The following is a 17484-nucleotide window of genomic DNA, read 5'->3' as shown; positions in this document are numbered from 1 at the left end:
AGACGGGATAAGCGCTCGTGAGCCTGACAGACAAAACCGCGCAGCAGAACCCGAAGTCTGAAATCGCGATATCCAAGGGCTGGGTGCAGGGTGTCGCGCTCGTGCTGCTCTTCGGGTTCTTCGTCATGGGGGTTCTGGCCTACCGGACCTACACCGCATCCATGCCGCTGCCCCAGGAGGTGGTCAGCGAGTCGGGGGAGGTGGTCTACACGGGGGAGGAGATCACGAGCGGCCAGAACATCTTCCTCACCCGAGGGCTGCAGCAGTACGGCTCCATCGTGGGCCATGGTGCCTACCTCGGCCCCGACTACACGGCCGAGTACCTCCGCCTGAGCAGCGAGCACATCTACGACTCGCTCGTGCAGCAGGGGGTGCAGGACCCGCAGGCCGCGACGGCGCAGATGCAGAGGACCAACCGGTACGACGAGGCCAGCGGCACCCTCGTCCTCACTCCGGAGCAGGTCAGTGCCTTCGAGGAGATCACGCAGCACTACGCACGCTTCTTCGGCGAACCGACCACCGCGCACGGGCTCATCCCCAGCAAGATCACCGACCCGCAGGACATCCACGACCTGACGGCCTTCTACGGCTGGACGGCCTGGGCGAGCGCGGCCGAACGCCCGGGGCTCGACTACTCCTACACCAACAACTGGCCTCCCGAGCCTCGCGTCAACAACCAGCCCACGGCCGACATCCTGGTCTGGTCAGGCATCTCTCTGGTCGCCCTGCTCGCGGGCCTCGGCGTGCTGTTCGCCGCCTACGGTCGCTGGAGCGAGAACCTGGGCTGGAAGGGCAGCGACACCACCAGCCTGCGCTTTCTCCAGCCCGGGGAGGTGGGGATCACCAAGGCGCAGAAGTCCACAGCCTGGTTCTTCCTGGTGATCTCTCTCCTGTTCCTCATCCAGGCCACCGTGGGCGCGTCCGTCGAGCACTACCGGGTCGAGCTCGAGGGCTTCTTCGGCTTCGACCTGGCGCAGATCTTCCCCTTCAACCTGGCCCGGACCTGGCACGTGCAGCTGTCCCTGCTGTGGACCGCTGCCGCCTTCCTGGCCGCCGCGATCTTCCTCGCCCCGATCATCTCCGGCCGCGAGCCACGCGGGCAGCACCTGCTGTCCTACGGCCTGCTGGGCGCCTTGGCGCTCGTGGTGGTGGGCATGCTGGGCGGCACCGCCATCAGCATCTACGGCCCGGACTGGGCCGAAGGATCCCCCTTCTTCTCCCAGCAGTGGGAGTATCTTGACCTCCCCAGGTTCTTCCAGATCCTCCTGGTGATCGGGCTGTTCCTGTGGTTCCTCATCATCGTCCGCGCGATCCGTTCGCGGCTGTGCACCGAGTCGAAGTTCAACATGCCATGGCTGTTCACCTATGCAGCCCTGGCCATCCCCGCCTTCTACGCGGTGGGGCTGCTGGCGATGAACACCACGCACCTGACGGTCGCCGAGTTCTGGCGCTTCTGGGTCGTGCACCTGTGGGTGGAGGACTTCCTCGAGCTGTTCACCACGGTCATGGTGGCCTACCTGTTCGTCATGCTCGGCGTGGTGCGCCGCAAGATCGCCATCCAGCTCATCTTCCTGGACGTCATCCTCTACTCGGTGGGTGGCGTGATCGGCACCATGCACCACCTCTACTTCTCCGGCACCCCGGTCGAGCACATGGCGCTCGGCGCGGTGTTCTCCGCCCTGGAGGTCATCCCCCTCACCTTCCTGACCATCGAGGCCTGGACGTTCCTGCAGCTGGGAGCCAGGCAGGAGTCGCGCTCGAGCGCACCCTTCCCGCACCGCTGGGCGGTCATGTTCCTCGTCGCAGTCGGGTTCTGGAACTTCCTCGGCGCGGGCGTCTTCGGCTTCCTGGTGAACCTGCCCATCGTGTCCTACTTTCAGATCGGCACTGCCCTGACCGCCAACCATGCCCACGGCGCCATGATGGGCGTGTACGGCATGCTGGCCGTCGGTCTGGCGCTGTTCGCGCTGCGCTACATCATCCCGCCGCAGAGATGGCCCGACCGTCTGGCCAGCATCTCCTTCTGGTCGCTCAACATCGGTTTGGCCTGGATGATGTTCGCCACCCTGCTGCCGCTGGGCACGCTGCAGCTCTGGGCCTCGGTCAACCAGGGCTACTACGAGGCCCGCACCCTGGCCTACCTCACCCAACCGGGCAACGTGGCGCTGGAGTGGATGCGCATGCCCGGGGACGTGATTTTCCTCATCGGCGGCATCCTGCCGTTCGTCTACATCACCTATCTCGGCGTGCGGTATGGCGTCAGGCCGACGGTCACGAGCATGGAGCCGGAGACCCTCTTCGTCGTGGAGAGCCCCGAGGCCCGCGAGGACCGCACCGGCCGCTCCACCGCCTCGGCGACGGCGACGGTCACCACCGCCGAGATACCACCGCGGAGGGGGTACGCCTCGGACCGCCGACGCGACGACGGGGACGGGGCGGCGAGGTGAGCACCGCCATGAGCACCGCCATGAGCACCGCCATGAGCACCGTCGAGGTGCCTGCCTGGCTGGCCGGCGGCTACGGCATCGTGCTCCTGCTGGTCGCCTACGCCATCGACCTGCTCGCCAGACGTGCCCACACCGCTCACGACAGGCTTCAGGCGCCCGGCTTCACCTACCACGAGGACCATGACGCCTGGCTGTGCCCGGAGGACCAATGGCTGTGGCCCCAGTCGTTCGACCCCGAGAACCGGGTGATGCGGTACCGCGGCAGCCCGACCGTCTGCAACTCCTGCCCGGTCAAGGACACCTGCACCTCCGCCGACGACGGCCGTGAGCTGGGCCGGGCTGTCGATGCGTGGCCGGCCTCCGAGTCCGCCCGCTTCCACCGGGGGATCGCCTGCGCGGTCACCGTTCTGGCCGTGGTGTTCCCCGTGGTCACCGCGTTCACCGTCGGGCACTGGACGAGCCAGGTCCTGCTGCTCTCGACCGCGGGACTCGTCGCGATCGTCGGGCTGCCGCTGTGGTCGCACCTGCGACGCAGCCCCGTGGCTCCGGATGGGGTGCTGTTCAAGTCTTTGGACCAGAACCTGGTGGAGCGGACGCAGGCGGCCGAGACCGTCCGGCGTCGGCGCACCACCTACACCTCCGACCGGCGCGCCATCCTCGAGGCACCGCAGGCGCCCGTCCCCCTCGTGCTCGGCCGGACCCGGTATGCCTCTGACCGGAGGGAAGCCGGGGCGGAAGCCCAGGAAGGAGCTCAACGACATGCCTAACACCGTGATCGTCGCCATCGTGGTGGCCGCCGTCCTGCTCGCGCTGCTCATCGCCTCGATGAAGGTGGTGCGCGAGTACGAGCGGCTGGTGGTCTTCCGGCTCGGCCGGCTACGGGGAGCGCTCGGGCCCGGCCTGGTCTTCATGCTGCCCTTCCTGGACCGCTCGGTCCGGGTGGATCTACGGGTGGTGACGCTGACGATCCCGCCGCAGGAGGTCATCACGCGTGACAACGTGACGGCCCGGGTGAACGCGGTGGTGATGTTCAAGGTCGCCGACCCCGTGCGCTCGATCATGGCCGTCGAGAACCACGCGGTGGCCACGTCCCAGTTCGCCCAGACGACCCTGCGCTCAGTGGTCGGTCGTGCCGATCTGGACACCCTCCTGGCCCACCGGGCGGACCTGAACGAGGACCTCTACCAGTCGATCGCCCATCAGGCCGTGCCATGGGGCGTGGACGTCGACGTGGTGGAGATCAAGGACGTGGAGATCCCCGAGATGATGCAGCGTGCGATGGCGCGCCAGGCCGAGGCGGAGCGCGAGCGCAGGGCCAAGGTGATCAGCGCCCACGGCGAGCTCGAGGCATCCGAGGAGCTGCGGGACGCGGCCAAGACCCTCAGCGAGGCCCCGGCCGCGTTGCAGCTGCGCTATCTGCAGACGCTGCTGGAGCTGGGCGCCGACCAGAACTCCACGGTGGTCTTCCCCCTGCCGATGGACATCGTCGGGCCGCTGATGGGTGCTCTGAACCGGTTCTCCTCCGGCGCCGACCCGGCACCTGAGACACCCCCCACCCGTACCCCGCCCAACGGGCACAGCATCGCCGTGGTCGACGACCGCGCGGAAGGGCGAGCACGATGACGAACACAGAGCCCACCAGGACTGATGCCGACGTGCAGCTGGTGGATGACGACAGACCCGCACCGCCCGGCCGCCCGGTGCGTCTCGTGCCCACCCCGCCGGGCTTCTGGGGAGTGCTCGGCGGTGCCATCGTGGCCGTGCTGGCCCCGTTCTTCGGGATCCTCATCGGCAGCACACGGGGGAGCGAGGAGGTCTCCAGCCGGATGGACCCCATCTACTGGGGCTTCGCCATCGGTTGCATCATCGGTGCCCTGGGCATGGTCGCCGTCCTCCTGGGAGCGCGGCGGCTGTGGCTCGACGCCAGGGCGAGGAAGCAGGAGGAACGGGCGTGAGCACCTCCCAGGCGCCGGCACGCCCGGCGGAGCCTAGGGCGGGAAGCCGCCGGGAGTTCCGGTCCGAGCGGGCCGCGGACCGGTGGATGCGGCGGATGCTGGGCGTCACGCGCGTCGACCTGGGCTCGGGGGAGGGTGCACACCACACCTTCCGGATCTCCGTGGTCATCTCGGCCCTGCGCTGCGTCGTGACCTACGTGGTCGTCCCGGTCCTGCTGCCGATCCTGAGCCTCGGCGGCTGGGTCGCGGCTCCGGTCGGACTGGCGCTGTGTGCGGTCGCCGCGGTGACCGGTGCGATCAGCCTGCGTCGGTTCTGGCGGGCCGACCACACGCACCGGTGGACCTACACAGCGTTCATCGCGGTCGTCTTCGCGATCCTCGCCATCTCGACCAGCACCGAACTGAGCAGACTGGGAGTGACGCCATGAGCGGGACGGACCGACCCAGGGCCGAGAAGGCGCCGGCCGCCCACCTCGCCCGGTCGACACCGGATGAGTGGGTGCCGGAGGACCGGGCGCCCAGCGCCGCGGAGAACAACTTCATGAGCGTCGTCCTGTTCGGCTTCCTCATCGCCTTCGGGATCAGCTGCTTCGTCCTGTTCTGATGTTCGTAGGCCGGCCTCGACCGGGCCGTCGACCGACCGAGCCTGCGACGCGCGGTGTGGGGTATTGCGGTGTGACCTGCGGCACGGCAGGATCAGGGGCGACATCGAAGTCCCTGGTCCGGCGAGGAGAGCCGCATGACGAAGATCACCGTGAAGGTCGACGGCACGAGCTATACCGACGAGGTCGAACCCCGCACCCTGCTCGTCCACTATCTGCGCGAACACCTGGGCAAGACGGGGACGGTGGTCGGCTGCGACACGAGCAACTGCGGCGCCTGCACCGTCCACCTCGACGGCCGCAGCGTGAAGTCCTGCAACGTGCTGGCGGTGCAGGCCGACGGGCGAGAGGTGATCACGATCGAGGGCCTGGCCGGCCCCGGTGGACAGCTCACTCCGCTGCAGGAGGCCTTCCGCGACTGTCACGCCCTGCAGTGCGGCTACTGCACGCCGGGGATGATCATGCAGGCCACCGACCTGCTGGCCGAGAACCCCCAGCCCACCGAGGACGAGGTCCGGCACGGCATGGAGGGCAACCTGTGCCGGTGCACCGGCTACCACAACATCGTCAAGGCGATCCTGCAGGCTTCGGGCGCCTCGAGCAGCGTTGGCACCTCTGGGGGTGAGCAGTCGTGACGACGACCACCACGACCACCGAGGCCACCGAGCAGGCCTTCGACGAGTCCATGAGCAGCCCCGAGGCCTCCCGCGAGGTCGGCCGTGATCGCCGTCGGAAGGAGGACCAGCGCCTGATCACCGGCCGCACCCGGTGGACCGACAACCTGCAGATGACCGGGATGCTGCACCTGGCGATGGTCCGCAGCCCCTACGCCCACGCCCGGATCACCGGCATCGACACCACCGCCGCCCGCGAGTCCGAGGGCGTGGTCGCGGTCCTCACCGGCGAGGACCTCAAGGACCAGCAGGGCTCGCTGCCCTGCGCCTGGCCGATCACCGAGGACCAGAAGGCACCGCCCCACCCGGCGGTCGCCGTGGACCGGGTCGCCTTCTCCGGCGAGGTCGTCGCGGTCGTCGCCGCCCGCACCGCCGCCGCCGCGCGGGACGCCTCCGAGCTGGTCGAGGTCGACTACGAGGAGCTGCCCGCGGCCCTGGAGCTCAAGGCGGCCGCGGCCGACGAGACCCTCGCCCACCCCGACCTCGGCACCAACAAGAGCGCCACCTGGGTCTTCGACTCGGCCGAGGCCGGCACCGGCGAGGACGTCGACGCCGCCATCGAGCAGGCCCGGCAGGACGGTGTCGTCATCGAGCGGGAGTTCCGCCAGCAGCGGCTCATCCCCTCCTTCATGGAGCCCCGTTCCGTGGTGGTCGACCCCACCGGCGAGCAGTTCGTCATGTGGTCCTCAACCCAGGTCCCGCACATCCTGCGGCTCATGCTGGCGCTGACCCTGGGCGTGCCCGAGCACAAGATCCGGGTCATCGCCCCGGACGTCGGCGGTGGCTTCGGCGGCAAGCTGCAGGTCACCCCCGAGGAGGTGCTCACCTTCCTGGTAGCACGGCATACCGGCAGGCCGGCCAAGTGGACCGAGACCCGCAGCGAGTCGCTGCTCGCCGCCCACCACGGGCGCGACCAGTGGCAGAGGCTGACCCTGGCCGCGACCAAGGACGGCACGGTCACGGCGCTCAAGGTGGACCTGCTCGCCGACATGGGCGCCTACCTGGGTCTCGTCACCCCCGGTGTGCCCATCCTCGGGGCGTTCATGTTCAACGCCATCTACAAGTTCCCCGCCTACCGCTTCACCTGCACCAACGTCTTCACCAACAAGACCTGGACCGACGCCTACCGCGGCGCCGGCCGGCCCGAGGCCACCTTCGCGATCGAGCGGATCATGGACGAGCTGGCCGTCGAGCTGGGCCGGGACCCGATGGAGGTGCGCGAGCAGAACTGGATCACCCACGAGGAGTTCCCGTTCACCACGGTCTGCGGGCTGGAGTACGACTCGGGCAACTACGAGGCCGCCACCGCGCGCGCCATGGAGCTGTTCGGGTATGAGGAGCTGCGGGCCGAGCAGGCCCGTCGCCGGGAGAACGGCGACCGGGTGCAGCTGGGCCTGGGGATCTCCACCTTCACGGAGATGTGCGGCCTCGCGCCCTCCCGGGTGCTGGGCTCGCTCAACTACGGCGCCGGCGGCTGGGAGACCGCCTCGATCCGGATGCTGCCCAGCGGCAAGGTCGAGGTCATCACCGGCTCCTCCGCCCACGGCCAGGGGCACGAGACGGCCTGGAGCCAGATCGTCGCCGACCAGCTCGGCGTGCCCTTCGACGACGTCGAGGTGCTGCACGGCGACACCCAGATCAGCCACAAGGGACTGGACACCTACGGCTCGCGCTCGCTCGTCGTCGGTGGCCAGGCGGTGATCAACGCCGCCCAGAAGGTGATCGAGAAGGCCAAGCCGCTCGCGGCGCACGTGCTCGAGGCCAACGTCGACGACCTGGAGTTCAGCCAGGGCACGTTCACCGTCCGGGGCGCCGGGGAGGACCAGGAGGGCATCGGGCTGGCCCAGCTGGCGCTCAACGTCTTCGCCGCGCACGACCTGCCCGACGGGATGGAGCCGACCCTGGACGCCGACGCCACCTTCGACCCGGTGAACTTCTCCTTCCCGCACGGCACCCACCTGTGCGCGATGGAGGTCGACACCGAGACCGGGGCCACCTCGATGCGCTCCTACGTCTGCGTCGACGACATCGGCAACGTCGTCAACCCGCTCATCGTCGAGGGCCAGGTCCACGGCGGCCTGGTCCAGGGCATCGCCCAGGCGCTGTGGGAGGAGGCGGTCTACGACGACCAGGGCACGCTCGTCTCGGGCTCGTTCGTGGACTACACCCTGCCGACCAGCGCCGACACGATCAACTTCGTCACCGACCGGACGGTCTCGCCGGCCACGTCCAACGACCTGGGTGCCAAGGGCGTCGGCGAGGCCGGGTGCATCGCCTCCACCCCGGCCGTCGTCAACGCCGTGCTGGACGCCGTGCGGCACCTGGGTGTGGACGACATCACCATGCCGTGCACCCCGGAGCGGGTCTGGCGGGCCATCCACGAAGGCGGCAGCCAGGGCGGCGGTCGCACCCCGACCGAGGACTCGGCCGAGCCGCACTTCGCTCCCGGCGCCCCCAACCAGGACCCGCCGGGCGGCGAGGACCGCCCTGCTGGTGCCCACTCCACCTCGACCGACGGGAGCCCGTCATGATCCCCGCCCAGTTCGACTACGTCGCACCCGCCTCCGTCCAGGAGGCGCTGACCCTGCTCTCCGAGAACCCGGACGGCGCCAAGCTGATGGCCGGGGGGCAGTCGCTGCTCCCCGTCCTGCGGATGCGGCTCAACGCCCCCGAGCTGGTCATCGACATCTCGAACATCGAGGAGCTCAAGGGCATCACGGACGAGGGCGACGCCATCCGGATCGGCGCCGCCGCGACCTACCAGGACGTGCTGGAGTCCGGGCTGGTCCGGGAGCACCTGCGGCTGCTGCACCAGGCGGTGGAGACGATCGCCGACCCGCAGATCCGCCACCGCGGCACGATCTGCGGTGCCCTGGCGCACGCGGACCCGGCAGGAGACGTGGGCGCGCCCGTGCTCGCCCTGGACGCCACGATGATGGTCCAGAGCCGCGGGGTGGTCGGCCCCCAACCGGTGCCGGCCTCGGAGTTCTTCGTCGACCTCTTCGAGACGGCCGTCGGTGAGAACGAGCTGCTCACCGAGGTCCGCATCCCCAAGCACACCGGCTGGGGCAGCCACTACGAGAAGTTCGTCCGGGTCTCCCACCAATGGGCGATCCTCGGCATCGCCGCGACCGTCCGGACCGAGGGCAGCACCATCGCCGAGGCCAAGGTGGGCCTGACCAACATGGGCTCGACCCCGCTGCGGGCGCGCTCGGTGGAGCAGGCGCTGGTCGGGCAGCCGGCCACGGAGGAGGCGATCGCGGGGATCTGCGCCCGGGTCGGGGAGGGCACCGACCCGCCCTCCGACCTCAACGGACAGGCCGACTACCGCCGTCACGTCGCCGGGGTCCTGACCCGCCGGGCCGTGCTCGCGGCAGCGGCAGGCTGACGGTATGGAGCTCAACCACTCCTTCACCGTGGCCGCCTCGCCCGAGCGCACCTGGGAGCTGCTCACCGACCTCGGCGAGGTCGGCGGGTGCTTCCCGGGCGCGAAGGTGACCTCCTACGACGAGGAGAATTTCGAGGGTGAGGTCAAGGTCAAGCTCGGTCCCATCGCGGTCACCTACCAGGGCAAGGGCCGGTTCCTGGAGCGTGACGACGAGGCACGCCACGCCAAGATCGAGGGCGTCGGCCGCGGGCTGCGCGGTCTGGGCAACGCCACTGCCGTCGCGACGCTGGACCTGAGCGGGGACGGCGAGGGCACCAGGGTCGACGTCATCACCGACCTGTCCATCACCGGCAAGCCGGCCCAGTTCGGCCGGGGCGTCATGCAGTCGGTCTCGGACAAGCTGCTCGGCCAGTTCGTGGCCTGCCTGGAGTCCAAGCTCGGCTAGGGCCCGTCCCCGGGCGACCCCGTGCCGCGCCCTGCCCTCCGTGCCCTGTCGCCCTGCCCCGCCACCCGGCGGGGCGGGCCGCAGGGCGGCGGCAGCACGGCATACCCTGGCGGCATGAGCAGCGACGACGACCTGATGATGTCCACCACCGTCGAGGAAGAGGCGGTGCGGATCTGCAAGGAGCTCATCCGCATCGACACCAGCAACTACGGTGACGGCAGCGGGCCGGGGGAGCGGGAGGCCGCGGAGTATGTCGCCGGGCTGCTGCGTGAGGTCGGGCTGGAGCCGCTGCTGACCGAGCCGGCCGACCACCCCGGTCGGACCAGCGTCGTGGTGCGCACCGAGGGTCGGGACCGCTCGCGGCCCGGCCTGGTGCTGCACGGTCACCTCGACGTCGTCCCCGCCGAGGCCAAGGACTGGTCGGTCGACCCGTTCGCGGCGGAGGAGAAGGACGGGATGATCTGGGGCCGCGGCGCTGTCGACATGAAGGACATGGTGGCGATGCTCATCGCCACCCTGCGCCAGCTCGCCCGGTCTGGCGAGAAGCCGCCGCGCGACATCGTCTGGGCCTTCTTCGCCGACGAGGAGGCCGGCGGGATGAAGGGGGCCGGGCACGTCGTGGCGGAGCACCCGGAGTGGTTCGAGGGCTGCACCGAGGCGATCAGCGAGGTGGGTGGCTTCTCGGTCACCCTGCCCGACCACGCGACCGGTGCACCGACCCGGGCCTACCTGCTGCAGACCGCGGAGAAGGGGATCGCCTGGCTGCGGCTGCACGCGCACGGCCGCGCCGGTCACGGCTCGGTCCCCAACCCCGAGAACGCCATCGTCCGGCTCGCCGAGGCGATCACCCGGATCAACGCCCACGAGTGGCCGCGCACGTACATCGCCTCCGTGCGCGAGCTCTTCGACGGCGTCGCCCGGATCACCGGCGAGGAGTGGAGCGAGGAGACGCTCGAGCAGCTGCTCGGCAGGCTCGGTGGGGCGCGGCGCTTCGTCGAGGGCACGCTGCGAGACACCTCGAACTTCTCCATGCTCGACTCCGGCTACAAGATGAACGTCATCCCCCAGAGCGCCTCGGCCTCGCTGGACTGCCGCTTCCTGCCCGGTCACGAGGAGGAGCTGCTGTCCACGATCCGGGAGCTGGCCGGGGAGCACGTCGAGGTGGAGATCGAGCACAAGGACGTGGCGCTGGAGGCTCCGTCCAGCGGTGAGCTGGTCGACTCGATGAAGCGGGCGCTGCTCAAGGAGGACCCCGGCGCGCACGTGCTGCCCTACTGCCTCTCCGGCGGCACCGACAACAAGCACCTGTCCCGGCTGGGGATCACCGGCTACGGCTTCGCCCCGCTGCGGCTGCCGGAGGAGCTGGACTTCGTCGGGATGTTCCACGGGGTCGACGAGCGGGTCCCGGTCGACGCGATCCGGTTCGGGACGCGGGTGCTGGGACAGCTGATCGCCGACTGCTGAGCCAGCTGGCGACCCGACTGCAGAGCTACGGGCTGAGGCGCGAGCCTCAGGCGGTGCGCTGGACGCGGATGATCTTGCGGCGCATGACCACCTTGCGCATGCCACCCCAGAAGACCCGGACGCGGAACAGCTCCCAGCGTCCATACTCTGCGTGCTCGGTCAGGGCCTGACGCACCTCACCGCGACTCTGGTCGCGGTGGAAGGTGAGCTCCCGGTACTCGTACTCCACCATCGTGGCGCCAGCATAGGCACTCGCGCCGGTTCCGGTAGCAGGCAGGCCCGGAACAGGGGCCGACACGGGGCCGATACGGGGCCGATACGGGGCCGGCACCGAGGCGGGTATGCCGTGGTGCTGGGACGTCGTGCCACCTGACTGCGACATAGCCGCGACATGACCCCACGCGGCCCGGCCCGAGGCGCTACGGTTCCAGCATGACCGACGACCCGCGCGCCGCCCTGTCCGCTCTCGTCGCCGCCCTGGAGACGCACCTGGAGACGGCAGCTGTGCGCCGCGGGGACAACGACCCGTCGGTGCTCGCGGCCTACGACCGGATCATCGAGGCGTTCTCCGCCTACGACGACGCCCTCATGGACGCCTACGGCGAGGTCACCCCCCTCGTGGTGTACGGGGAGGACGAGGAAGGCGCAGGCGACGACGAGCTCGACGACGAGGACGACCTCGACGGGGATGATGAGGACGACCTCGACGATGACGAGGACGAGTTCGACACCGACGATGATGACGACGAAGACGACGAAGACGAAGACGACGATGATGACGAAGATTTCGATGACGACGACTACGACGAGGATGACGAGGACTCCGATGACGGCGACGACGTCGCCGGCTCGGCGCGGGGCTGACCTGTGCGGCTAGGGCTGAGCTGCGGTTTCTGGGGTCAGGGCAGGGACGAGGAGAACCTCGAGCTGGTCCGGCGCGCCGACCAGCTCGGCGTCGACGTCGTCTGGGTCGCGGAGGCGTACGGGCCGGACGCGGTGAGCATCCTGGCCTACCTCGCCGCGCAGACCGAGCGCATCGAGATCGGCGCCGGCGTGCTGCAGATCCCCGCTCGCTCCCCGGCCGCGACCGCCATGGCCGCGGTCAGCCTGGACAGCCTCTCCGGTGGCCGCTTCCGCCTCGGCCTCGGGGTCAGCGGCCCGCAGGTGTCCGAGGGGTGGCACGGGGTCCGGTTCGGCAAGCCGCTGGCCCGCACCCGCGAGTACGCCCAGATCGTCCGCACCGCGCTCGCGCGGAAGTCGCTCACGCACGACGGTGAGTTCTTCACCCTGCCCCTGCCGGACGGGCCCGGCAAGGCCCTCCGCCTGACCCACACCCACCGCGCCGACGTGCCCATCTACCTGGCCGCGGTGGGCCCGAAGAACCTCGAGCTGGCCGGGGAGATCGCCGACGGCTGGCTCGGCGTCTTCGTCGCGCCTGGCTTCTTCCCCGAGCAGAAGGCGCACCTGGACGCGGGACTGGCGGCACGGCATACCCCGCCGGCCCGGCCCTTCGAGCGGGATGCGGTGGTGGCCCTGGCCGTCGGCGAGGACGTGGAGGCCTGTGCGCGCGCGGTGAGCCCCTACCCGGCCCTCTACGTCGGGGGCATGGGCAGCCGGGAGCACAACTTCTACAACCAGCTGGCCTGCCGGATGGGCTATGAGGAGGAGGCGACGCGGGTGCAGGAGCTCTACCTGGAGCGCCGGTATGCCGAGGCCGCCGCCGCCCTGCCACCCCAGTTCATCGACGACACCAGCCTGCTCGGCGACGTCGACCGGATCGCCGCCGGCATGCGTCGCTACCGCGACGCCGGCCTCACCACCCTCACCGTCTCCCCGTGGGGCGCCGACCTGGACGCGCGGATGGCCGGCCTGGAGGCCGCCGTCGAGGCGCACCGGCGGCTCGACGACTGATGGCGATCTGCATCCTGCTCCGGCACGGCCGGACCCGGGCCAACGCCGACGGCACGCTGGCCGGCTGGACCCCGGGCGTGGGTCTGGACGAGGCGGGCCTGGAGCAGGCTCGGCGCGTGGGCGAGCGGCTCGCCCCGACCGCCCTGGCCGCGGTGGTCTCCAGCCCGCTGCAGCGCTGCGCAGAGACGGCTGCTGCCGTCGTGGCGGCCCAGCCTGCCGACCGGGTGGTGGCACGGCATACCGAGGAGCGGCTGGGGGAGGCCAGGTACGGCGCGTGGACCGGTCGTCCTCTCGCCGAGCTGGCCAAGGACCCCCTGTGGCGGCAGGTCCAGGACGAGCCGTCCCGGGTGACCTTCCCCGAGCACGAGGAGTTCGAGCACGAGGCGATGGCCGACATGCAGGCCCGTGCGATCGCTGCGCTGGAGGAGTGGGACGCCCGGCTGGAGGACGAGCACGGGCCCGGCGCGGTCTGGGTCGCGGTGAGCCACGGCGACGTGATCAAGGCGCTGCTCGCCCACACCCTCGCCACGTCCCTGGACGACTTCCAGCGCATCGTGGTCGACCCAGCGTCGCTGAGCATCGTGCACCGGACGGGTGCGCGGCCGTTCGTGCTGAGGATGAACGACACAGGCCACGACCCGGTGGACCTGTCAGGTCTGGTCGCGCGGATCGTGGCGGCCGGAGCCAGCGGTGACGCAGAGGTGGGCGGCGGGGCCGGTAGCGGTTCGGGTCGTGAGGAGGAACCGGCGGAAGATCACGGCGGGTCGAAGACCGAAGCCTCCGGCGAGGAGTCCGTATAGCGGTCCGCGGGCGACGTAGGCTGACGGCATGTCCCCGCACGTCTTCGACCCGCCGGACCGCTTCGTCGCCGGGAGCGTCGGACCGCCCGGTGAGCGGACCTTCTTCCTGCAGGCCAGCGCCGACGGCCGGGTGGTGACCGTCTCCCTGGAGAAGGAGCAGGTCCGCCTGCTCGGTGAATCGCTGGTGGAGATGCTGGACCAGGTGGCAGGACCGGAAGGCAGCCCCGAGGCGGCCGAGCCGTTCCTGGACAATGCGCCGCTGGACACCCCGTTCGACGACGACTTCCGGGTCCAGAGGCTGTCCGTGGCCTGGGACGACGAGGTCCGCCGGGTGGTGCTGGAGGCGCACGACCGGCCGGCACCCGAGGAGCTGGCCGAGCTGGAGGCGGAGGGCGACACGGAGCCGCCCTGGGGCGTGCTGCCGCCGCAGTCGGTGCGGGTCGTCCTCACTCCCGCCGCCGCGCGCGCCTTTGCTCAGCGGTGCGCCAAGTCCATCGAGGGCGGGCGTCCGAGCTGCCCCTTCTGCGGCCAGCCGCTGGACCCGCGCGGTCACATCTGCCCGCGCGCCAACGGCTACCGTCGCTGACGACGTGCCGGTCGAGGACGAGCCGGCCGTGGACCGGCCGGTCATCGAGGACGTCTCGGACGAGGAGGCCCTGGACCTCCTCCGCACGGCGACGATCGAGCCGGTCGGGGTGCTCACCCAGGCCTCGAACCTGACCCTCCTCGTCGATCTCACGGACGCCTCCGGTGCCACAACCGGTCACCGCGCCGTCTACAAGCCGGTTCGGGGAGAGCGACCCCTGCGGGACTTCCCGGTCGGGACGCTGGCGGCCCGGGAGGTGGCGGCGTACCTCGCCTCGCGCGCGGGCGGCTTCGAGATCGTGCCTCCGACAGTGCTGAGGGACGGGCCCTTGGGGGAGGGTTCGTTGCAGTGGTGGGTCGACCAGGAGCCGGAGCGCCTGGCGGACCCCTCTGCCGGGCTGGTGGAGGTGCTCGCGCCGGCCGACCTCGGGCCGGGGTGGCTGCCGGTGGTCTCAGGGTCTGACGAGGAAGGACACGAGGTGGTGGTCGCGCACGCCGATGACCCGCGACTTCGTCAGATGGCTGTCCTGGACGCCCTGCTCAACAACGCCGACCGCAAGGCCGCTCACCTGACGCTGGACCCGCGGGCCCGGTTGCGCGGCTTCGACCATGGCTTGTCCCTGCACGTGGAGGACAAGCTGCGCACGGTGCTGTGGGGGTGGGCTGGCAAGCCGCTGGCGCCCGACGAGCTGCGCGCTGTGGCTGCGCTGCTCGAGGCGCTGGACAGCGAGCTGGGGACTGATCTGGCAAAGATGTTGTCAGTTCCGGAGGTCGAGGCGCTGCGGGCACGGGGCATGGCCCTCCTGGAGAGCAGTGCCTTCCCTGACCCGCCAGGAGACCGCTATCCCCTCCCGTGGCCCTTGTGGTGAGGTAACGCTGACGCTGTCGCGTCGGGTGCCACGTGAGTAAGTCGGAATCCCCGTGGCCTCTCGGCCTGCCTCCACAGGGGCGAACGAACCGCCTGGTGATCCACAGATGTGCCTTGCCCTCTGAGGTATGTCGTACGTCCGTTCTACCCTGGGGGTAGTTGGTTCAGCGACGAGTGGCTGCCAGGGGAGGTGTGTGATGGCCGTATCGACGAGCGACACGGACGGTGGGGGCCCGGTCAAGGATGACTCTGCGGTGGCGCCCGTGATGTTGGCGGTCCGCACGTTGACCGCGGCCCGGGGCGGGATCGAGGCCCGGCTGCTCGAGGCGGCGAAGGTGACGGTCGCCGCGGCGGCCGACGAGCTGCTGACCCTGAAGGGGTATGTGTCGGTCGAGGAGCTGACCGCGGCGCAGCGGGCCAAGCTCCGGACCGAGGCCAAGGCCATGGCGATCGCTGAGCTGGTCGTCGGTGGTCGGTACAGCCGGGAGGAGGCTCGTCAGCTCGTCGGCGTCGCGTGCGCACCCGGAATAATCCCGGCTCTGGTGATCAACGCTCTGGACGGGGCCTGGACCACGTGGTGGCAGGTGCGGCTGTTCTGGATGCGCTGCGCACGGCTGGACCCGGAAGCAGCACAGCTGGTCGCTATCCGGTTGTTCGGGACCGACCCGGACGAGGTGGCCAACGAGCGGCTGGATCCTGAGGGCGGGCTGCGGGAGGAGGGCTGGGACCACACCCAGTACCGCGCGGCGCTGGAGCGGGAGGCGACCCGGGCCGAGGGGCAGGACGTAGAGGCCGAACGGGCCCGGCGTCGAGCGGCCTACCGGTCTCGCAAGGTCACCATTACCGGACATGATGACGGCACCGGCACGTTGGTGCTGCACACCGATCTGGTCGCGATGTGCGCGATCCACACCCGTATCGAACGAGTCGCGCGGCTGCTGCGTGCTGGAGGGGACGAACGCACCCTGGACCAGCTGCGGGCCGACGTGTGCGCCGCGCTGCTGGTGCACGGCACGATCCCTGCTCTGGACAAGGATGTCGATGACCTCACCCCGGGCGACCTGGAACACCTGGCCCGGGTCCTGACCGGTCAACCCCAGGTCCAGGTCCAGGTCGTCATCGGTTGGGACTCCTTGACCGCCACGCCCACCTGTCCCCACTGCGGCCACACCTACTCGACCGCGGACCAGCCCGGTGATCCCGACCCCGGCGAGAGCACGCCGCCGGAACCTGCCGACCCGGACGAGCGAGGGCCGGCGGGGAGGACGCGCTCGCGTGACAGGTCGAGTGGTGGGGTGGGGGAGATCCTGGGCCGGCTGGGGACGTTCATCACCCCCGGTCATGCCCGTGAGCTGGTGCTGCGGCCCGGCACGACCCTGACCCGGTTGTTGATGGACCCGGCGGACGGGCGGTTGCGGGAGCGCACGATCGCGGCCTACCGTCCCGATGCGGACATGCGCCGCCAGGTCATCGCGGCCGACCTGTACTCCCGCACCCCGAGCGGACGAGCACCCGCCTCGGCCTGCGAGCTGGACCACGTCATCCCCTGGACCGGTGAACCCGGTGGTGGCCCCACCAGTGAGCTGAACTTGGCCGCCGCCGTCAAGGAATGGCATCAGCACAAGACCAAGCAGCGCTGTGCCGTCACGATCAACGCACGCCGCGACCTGACCTGGACCACGCTGCTGGCCAGCACCATCACTACCCGCGAGCACGACTACCGCCAGTACCTGGACCAGATCAGACCCGGCTCGCCGGATCCCGGTGAGCCTTCCGCAGACGTCCACGAGGGCTCGGTGCGCGCCGTCCTGCCTCCACCGACGGGGGAGGAGCAGGTGGAGCAGTGGGGCCGCTCCGAGTTCGTCGAGCTGGCCCGGGCGATCTACCGGCAGGCCGCTCTCGACTCCGCACCGGCCACGACCGGGCTCCCCGGCCACGAGGAGCACCTGAAGGACTCAGTCCGGCTCCGGGCAGCTCAAGCGCTCTACGCCGCCATCGTCCACCGCGGCCCCGGAGCCTTCCTCGAGGACGAGGACGACCTACCCGAAGCCGCCGACGGTGGCCCCACGAGCGGCTGGTTCTGCGTCACCCACGCCCGGAAGGACAGCACCCAGCAACGGCCGGGCCCACCCGTTGGCCACCCCACCCCCGAGCAGATCCTCGGTCTCACCCCCAGTGAAAGCGCTGACAACGCTGACGGGGCTGACAGCGATCCCAGCGCAGACAGGGCTGACGGCTCGGCCGACCGCGACCGACCCGCCCGGCAGGACCGCCGTTCGGACACCACGTGGGACATTGAACGTGACGACCCACCACCGTTCTAGGCCAGCCCGTTGGGTTGCGCC

18 protein-coding genes are annotated in these 17484 nt (G+C 70.4%); 17 read left to right on the top strand and 1 reads right to left on the bottom strand.

Features of this window, described 5'->3' with window-relative positions; all coding sequences use genetic code 11:
• The first annotated feature begins 17 nt into the window (after positions 1–17).
• The 11 genes from ESZ52_RS10425 (at position 18) to ESZ52_RS10375 (ending at position 10975) form a co-directional block, all read left to right on the top strand.
• Positions 18–2447: a nitric-oxide reductase large subunit gene (locus tag ESZ52_RS10425; protein WP_131104886.1), complete on the top strand. Its 2430-nt coding sequence runs from the start codon at positions 18–20 to the stop codon at positions 2445–2447.
• Between the two features lie 8 nt (positions 2448–2455).
• Complete coding sequence (locus ESZ52_RS10420; protein WP_238154563.1) at positions 2456–3214, top strand: hypothetical protein; 759 nt, start codon at positions 2456–2458, stop codon at positions 3212–3214.
• Complete coding sequence (locus ESZ52_RS10415) at positions 3207–4070, top strand: slipin family protein (protein WP_131104885.1); 864 nt, start codon at positions 3207–3209, stop codon at positions 4068–4070. Before ESZ52_RS10420 ends, ESZ52_RS10415 begins: the two co-directional genes overlap by 8 nt.
• A complete protein-coding gene (locus ESZ52_RS10410) occupies positions 4067–4402 on the top strand; it encodes a hypothetical protein (RefSeq protein ID WP_131104884.1) in 336 nt (111 codons plus the stop codon). The genes ESZ52_RS10415 and ESZ52_RS10410 overlap by 4 nt, the downstream gene beginning before the upstream one ends.
• Complete coding sequence (locus ESZ52_RS10405) at positions 4399–4830, top strand: hypothetical protein (RefSeq protein ID WP_131104883.1); 432 nt, start codon at positions 4399–4401, stop codon at positions 4828–4830. The genes ESZ52_RS10410 and ESZ52_RS10405 overlap by 4 nt, the downstream gene beginning before the upstream one ends.
• Positions 4827–5006: a hypothetical protein gene (locus tag ESZ52_RS10400; RefSeq protein WP_131104882.1), complete on the top strand. Its 180-nt coding sequence runs from the start codon at positions 4827–4829 to the stop codon at positions 5004–5006. Before ESZ52_RS10405 ends, ESZ52_RS10400 begins: the two co-directional genes overlap by 4 nt.
• A gap of 135 nt (positions 5007–5141) precedes the next feature.
• Positions 5142–5639 carry a (2Fe-2S)-binding protein gene (locus ESZ52_RS10395; protein ID WP_131104881.1) on the top strand — a complete coding sequence of 166 codons (498 nt, stop codon included), beginning with the start codon at positions 5142–5144 and terminating at the stop codon, positions 5637–5639.
• Positions 5640–5689: 50 nt separating this feature from the next.
• Positions 5690–8209: a xanthine dehydrogenase family protein molybdopterin-binding subunit gene (locus tag ESZ52_RS10390; RefSeq protein WP_131106557.1), complete on the top strand. Its 2520-nt coding sequence runs from the start codon at positions 5690–5692 to the stop codon at positions 8207–8209.
• A complete protein-coding gene (locus ESZ52_RS10385) occupies positions 8206–9066 on the top strand; it encodes an FAD binding domain-containing protein (protein ID WP_131104880.1) in 861 nt (286 codons plus the stop codon). The genes ESZ52_RS10390 and ESZ52_RS10385 overlap by 4 nt, the downstream gene beginning before the upstream one ends.
• Positions 9067–9070: 4 nt before the next feature.
• Positions 9071–9511, top strand: coding sequence for an SRPBCC family protein (locus ESZ52_RS10380; RefSeq protein WP_131104879.1), 441 nt, complete (start codon positions 9071–9073; stop codon positions 9509–9511).
• 114 nt (positions 9512–9625) lie between these two features.
• Positions 9626–10975: a M20/M25/M40 family metallo-hydrolase gene (locus tag ESZ52_RS10375; protein ID WP_131104878.1), complete on the top strand. Its 1350-nt coding sequence runs from the start codon at positions 9626–9628 to the stop codon at positions 10973–10975.
• A gap of 46 nt (positions 10976–11021) precedes the next feature.
• Here ESZ52_RS10375 and ESZ52_RS10370 read toward each other — a convergent pair whose 3' ends face one another.
• Positions 11022–11207 (bottom strand): DUF5703 family protein, encoded by a 186-nt coding sequence (locus tag ESZ52_RS10370; RefSeq protein ID WP_131104877.1) that lies wholly within the window; start codon positions 11205–11207, stop codon positions 11022–11024.
• Positions 11208–11407: 200 nt separating this feature from the next.
• On the opposite strand from ESZ52_RS10370, the gene ESZ52_RS10365 reads away from it, so the two are divergent.
• The 6 genes from ESZ52_RS10365 (at position 11408) to ESZ52_RS10335 (ending at position 17463) form a co-directional block, all read left to right on the top strand.
• Entirely contained in the window at positions 11408–11839 is a 432-nt protein-coding gene (locus ESZ52_RS10365) for a hypothetical protein (protein WP_181009999.1), read from the top strand.
• Positions 11840–11842: 3 nt separating this feature from the next.
• Positions 11843–12886, top strand: a complete 1044-nt coding sequence (locus ESZ52_RS10355; protein ID WP_131104876.1) for an LLM class F420-dependent oxidoreductase — start codon at positions 11843–11845, stop codon at positions 12884–12886.
• A complete protein-coding gene (locus ESZ52_RS10350) occupies positions 12886–13686 on the top strand; it encodes an MSMEG_4193 family putative phosphomutase (protein ID WP_131104875.1) in 801 nt (266 codons plus the stop codon). Before ESZ52_RS10355 ends, ESZ52_RS10350 begins: the two co-directional genes overlap by 1 nt.
• A 28-nt stretch (positions 13687–13714) precedes the next feature.
• Complete coding sequence (locus tag ESZ52_RS10345; protein ID WP_131104874.1) at positions 13715–14272, top strand: DUF3090 domain-containing protein; 558 nt, start codon at positions 13715–13717, stop codon at positions 14270–14272.
• A gap of 4 nt (positions 14273–14276) precedes the next feature.
• Complete coding sequence (locus ESZ52_RS10340) at positions 14277–15140, top strand: SCO1664 family protein (protein WP_202865320.1); 864 nt, start codon at positions 14277–14279, stop codon at positions 15138–15140.
• A gap of 253 nt (positions 15141–15393) precedes the next feature.
• Entirely contained in the window at positions 15394–17463 is a 2070-nt protein-coding gene (locus tag ESZ52_RS10335; protein ID WP_131104873.1) for an HNH endonuclease signature motif containing protein, read from the top strand.
• Positions 17464–17484: the final 21 nt, after the last annotated feature.

The organism is Ornithinimicrobium sufpigmenti (genome assembly GCF_004322775.1).
Taxonomy (GTDB): Bacteria; Actinomycetota; Actinomycetes; order Actinomycetales; family Dermatophilaceae; genus Ornithinicoccus; species Ornithinicoccus sufpigmenti.
This window is presented reverse-complemented; position numbering and strand designations above follow the sequence as displayed.

What these genes read in the sequence shown, in the direction of transcription:
- ESZ52_RS10420 (WP_238154563.1), top strand. Translation starts at nt 2,456, where the DNA reads ATGAGCACCGCCATGAGCACCGCCATGAGCACCGTCGAGGTGCCTGCC.
- ESZ52_RS10415 (WP_131104885.1), top strand. Translation starts at nt 3,207, where the DNA reads ATGCCTAACACCGTGATCGTCGCCATCGTGGTGGCCGCCGTCCTGCTC.
- ESZ52_RS10410 (WP_131104884.1), top strand. Translation starts at nt 4,067, where the DNA reads ATGACGAACACAGAGCCCACCAGGACTGATGCCGACGTGCAGCTGGTG.
- ESZ52_RS10400 (WP_131104882.1), top strand. Translation starts at nt 4,827, where the DNA reads ATGAGCGGGACGGACCGACCCAGGGCCGAGAAGGCGCCGGCCGCCCAC.
- ESZ52_RS10395 (WP_131104881.1), top strand. Translation starts at nt 5,142, where the DNA reads ATGACGAAGATCACCGTGAAGGTCGACGGCACGAGCTATACCGACGAG.
- ESZ52_RS10390 (WP_131106557.1), top strand. Translation starts at nt 5,690, where the DNA reads ATGAGCAGCCCCGAGGCCTCCCGCGAGGTCGGCCGTGATCGCCGTCGG.
- ESZ52_RS10385 (WP_131104880.1), top strand. Translation starts at nt 8,206, where the DNA reads ATGATCCCCGCCCAGTTCGACTACGTCGCACCCGCCTCCGTCCAGGAG.
- ESZ52_RS10380 (WP_131104879.1), top strand. Translation starts at nt 9,071, where the DNA reads ATGGAGCTCAACCACTCCTTCACCGTGGCCGCCTCGCCCGAGCGCACC.
- ESZ52_RS10375 (WP_131104878.1), top strand. Translation starts at nt 9,626, where the DNA reads ATGAGCAGCGACGACGACCTGATGATGTCCACCACCGTCGAGGAAGAG.
- ESZ52_RS10370 (WP_131104877.1), bottom strand. Translation starts at nt 11,207, where the DNA reads ATGGTGGAGTACGAGTACCGGGAGCTCACCTTCCACCGCGACCAGAGT.
- ESZ52_RS10365 (WP_181009999.1), top strand. Translation starts at nt 11,408, where the DNA reads ATGACCGACGACCCGCGCGCCGCCCTGTCCGCTCTCGTCGCCGCCCTG.
- ESZ52_RS10350 (WP_131104875.1), top strand. Translation starts at nt 12,886, where the DNA reads ATGGCGATCTGCATCCTGCTCCGGCACGGCCGGACCCGGGCCAACGCC.
- ESZ52_RS10345 (WP_131104874.1), top strand. Translation starts at nt 13,715, where the DNA reads ATGTCCCCGCACGTCTTCGACCCGCCGGACCGCTTCGTCGCCGGGAGC.